Annotated in this window: 1 protein-coding gene; it reads left to right on the forward strand. The window is 51.0% G+C overall.

Annotated features, from left to right (window positions below):
* Positions 1 to 2,576 (forward strand): Ig-like domain-containing protein (locus tag H7U19_RS03720; RefSeq protein WP_186558982.1); only part of this gene is annotated, 2,576 nt, incomplete at both ends.

Genomic DNA, 2,576 nt, shown 5'->3' on the forward strand with positions numbered 1-2,576 from the left:
ACGACCCTACCGACGATACGATAGACTATACGCCCAACGGGGACTACAACGGCCCGGATACGGTCACCTACGAGATCTGCGATGCGGACGGGGACTGTGCCACGGCGGACATAGACGTAACGGTAAACCCGGTAAATGATACACCAACAGCTGTGGACGATACGGCCACGGTAGACGAGGACGACACGGTGAACATCGACCCGTTAGGAAACGATAATTTTGGAGGTGACGGCCCGAGCACAGGCACCATTACCATTACGACACCACCGGCCAACGGTACCGCCACGGTGAACGACGGCGGTACGCCCAACGACCCTACCGACGATACGATAGACTACACGCCCAACGGGGACTACAACGGCCCGGATACCATCACCTACGAGATCTGCGATGCGGACGGGGACTGTGCCACGGCGGACATAGACGTTACGGTAAACCCGATAAATGATACACCAACAGCTGTGGACGATACGGCAAGTGTCGACGAGGACGACACGGTGAACATCGACCCGCTGGCAAACGACGATTTCGGAGGCGACGGCCCGAGTACCGGTACCATTACCATTACGACACCACCGGCCAACGGGACTGCCACGGTAAACGACGGCGGTACGCCCAACGACCCTACCGACGATACGATAGACTATACGCCGAATACAAATTACAACGGCCCGGATACCATCACCTACGAGATCTGCGATGCGGACGGGGACTGTGCCACTGCGGACATAGACGTTACGGTGAACCCTGTGAACGACGATCCAATTGCAAATGATGATGCTGGATCAACAAATGAAGATGTAGATGTAATAATTGATATTACAGATAATGATACAGATAACGATGGTACAATTGATGATTTAACAATTGATTTAGATCCAAGTAGTCCAGGGCAACAAAATACCTTTACGGTACCTGGAGAGGGAACATTTACTGATAATGGTGATGGTACTGTTACTTTTGATCCCGTGCCTGGTTATACAAATGGAACTACAACTATTACATATACCGTTAATGATAATGATGGGAATACTTCTAATGAAGCAACTATTTCAGTTACTATTCCAGCATGCCCAAGTTCTTCAGATAGTGATGGCGATGGCCTAACGGACTGCGAGGAAACGACGGGAATCGACGATCCGAGCACCCCTGAAGATCCAACAACCTTCCCAGGCGGTCCAACAAGTGATCCGAACGACCCCTGTGATCCGATAGGCATCAATACAACGGATAGCGATGGCGATGGCCTTACAGACTGTGAGGAAACCACGGGAATCGATGATCCAAGTACACCTGATGACCCAACGACCTTCCCGGGCGGACCGACCAGCGATCCGAACGACCCTTGTGATCCTATAGGCATCAATACAACGGACAGTGATGGCGACGGCCTAACCGATTGTGAGGAAACCACAGGAATCGATGACCCAAGTACACCGGAAGACCCGACCACCTTCCCGGGCGGACCAACAAGTGATCCGAATGACCCCTGTGATCCGATAGGTATCAATACAACGGATACAGATGGTGACGGTTTAACGGACTGTGAAGAAACCACCGGAATCGATGATCCAGGAACACCAGGTATTCCTATAGGACCTAGTGACCCTAATGATCCCTGTGATCCGGATTCATCAAATTGTCCGCCCGTGGCAAATGATGATGGAGGGACAACTGATCCAGGAATAGCAGTAATTATAGATATAACGGTAAACGATACTGACCCTAATGGAACAATTGATGATTCAACAATTGATTTAGACCCAAGTACTCCAGGACAGCAAAGTACATTTACTGTGCCAGGTGAGGGGACATTTACTGATAATGGAGATGGAACACTAACATTTACTCCAGAAGTAGGATATACAAATGGAACAACAACTATTACATACACCGTTGATGATGATGAAGGAAATACCTCAAACGAAGCCACAATTACAGTCGTAATTCCGCTGTGTACTTCCTTAGTTGATTCAGATGGCGATGGCCTAACGGACTGTGAGGAGACTACTGGAATCGACGATCCAAGTACACCGGATGATCCAACGACTTTCCCGGGCGGACCAACAAGTGATCCGAACGATCCCTGTGATCCGATAGGTATCGATACAACGGACAGTGATGGCGATGGCTTGACCGACTGCGAGGAAACGACAGGAATCGACGATCCAAGTACACCGGACGATCCAACGACCTTCCCAGGCGGACCAACAAGTGATCCGAACGATCCCTGCGATCCGATAGGAATAGATACAACCGACAGTGATGGCGATGGCCTAACGGACTGTGAGGAGACCACTGGAATCGATGACCCGAGCACACCGGACGATCCAACGACCTTTCCAGGTGGACCGACGAGTGATCCTAACGATCCCTGCGATCCGATAGGAATAGATACAACCGACAGTGATGGCGATGGCCTAACGGACTGTGAGGAGACCACTGGAATCGACGACCCGAGCACACCGGACGATCCAACGACTTTCCCGGGCGGACCGACGAGTGATCCGAACGATCCCTGCGATCCGATAGGAATAGATACAACCGACAGTGATGGCGATGGCCTAACGGACTGT

Source organism: Hyunsoonleella aquatilis, from assembly GCF_014270105.1.
In the GTDB taxonomy this organism is placed as follows: Bacteria; Bacteroidota; Bacteroidia; order Flavobacteriales; family Flavobacteriaceae; genus Jejuia; species Jejuia aquatilis.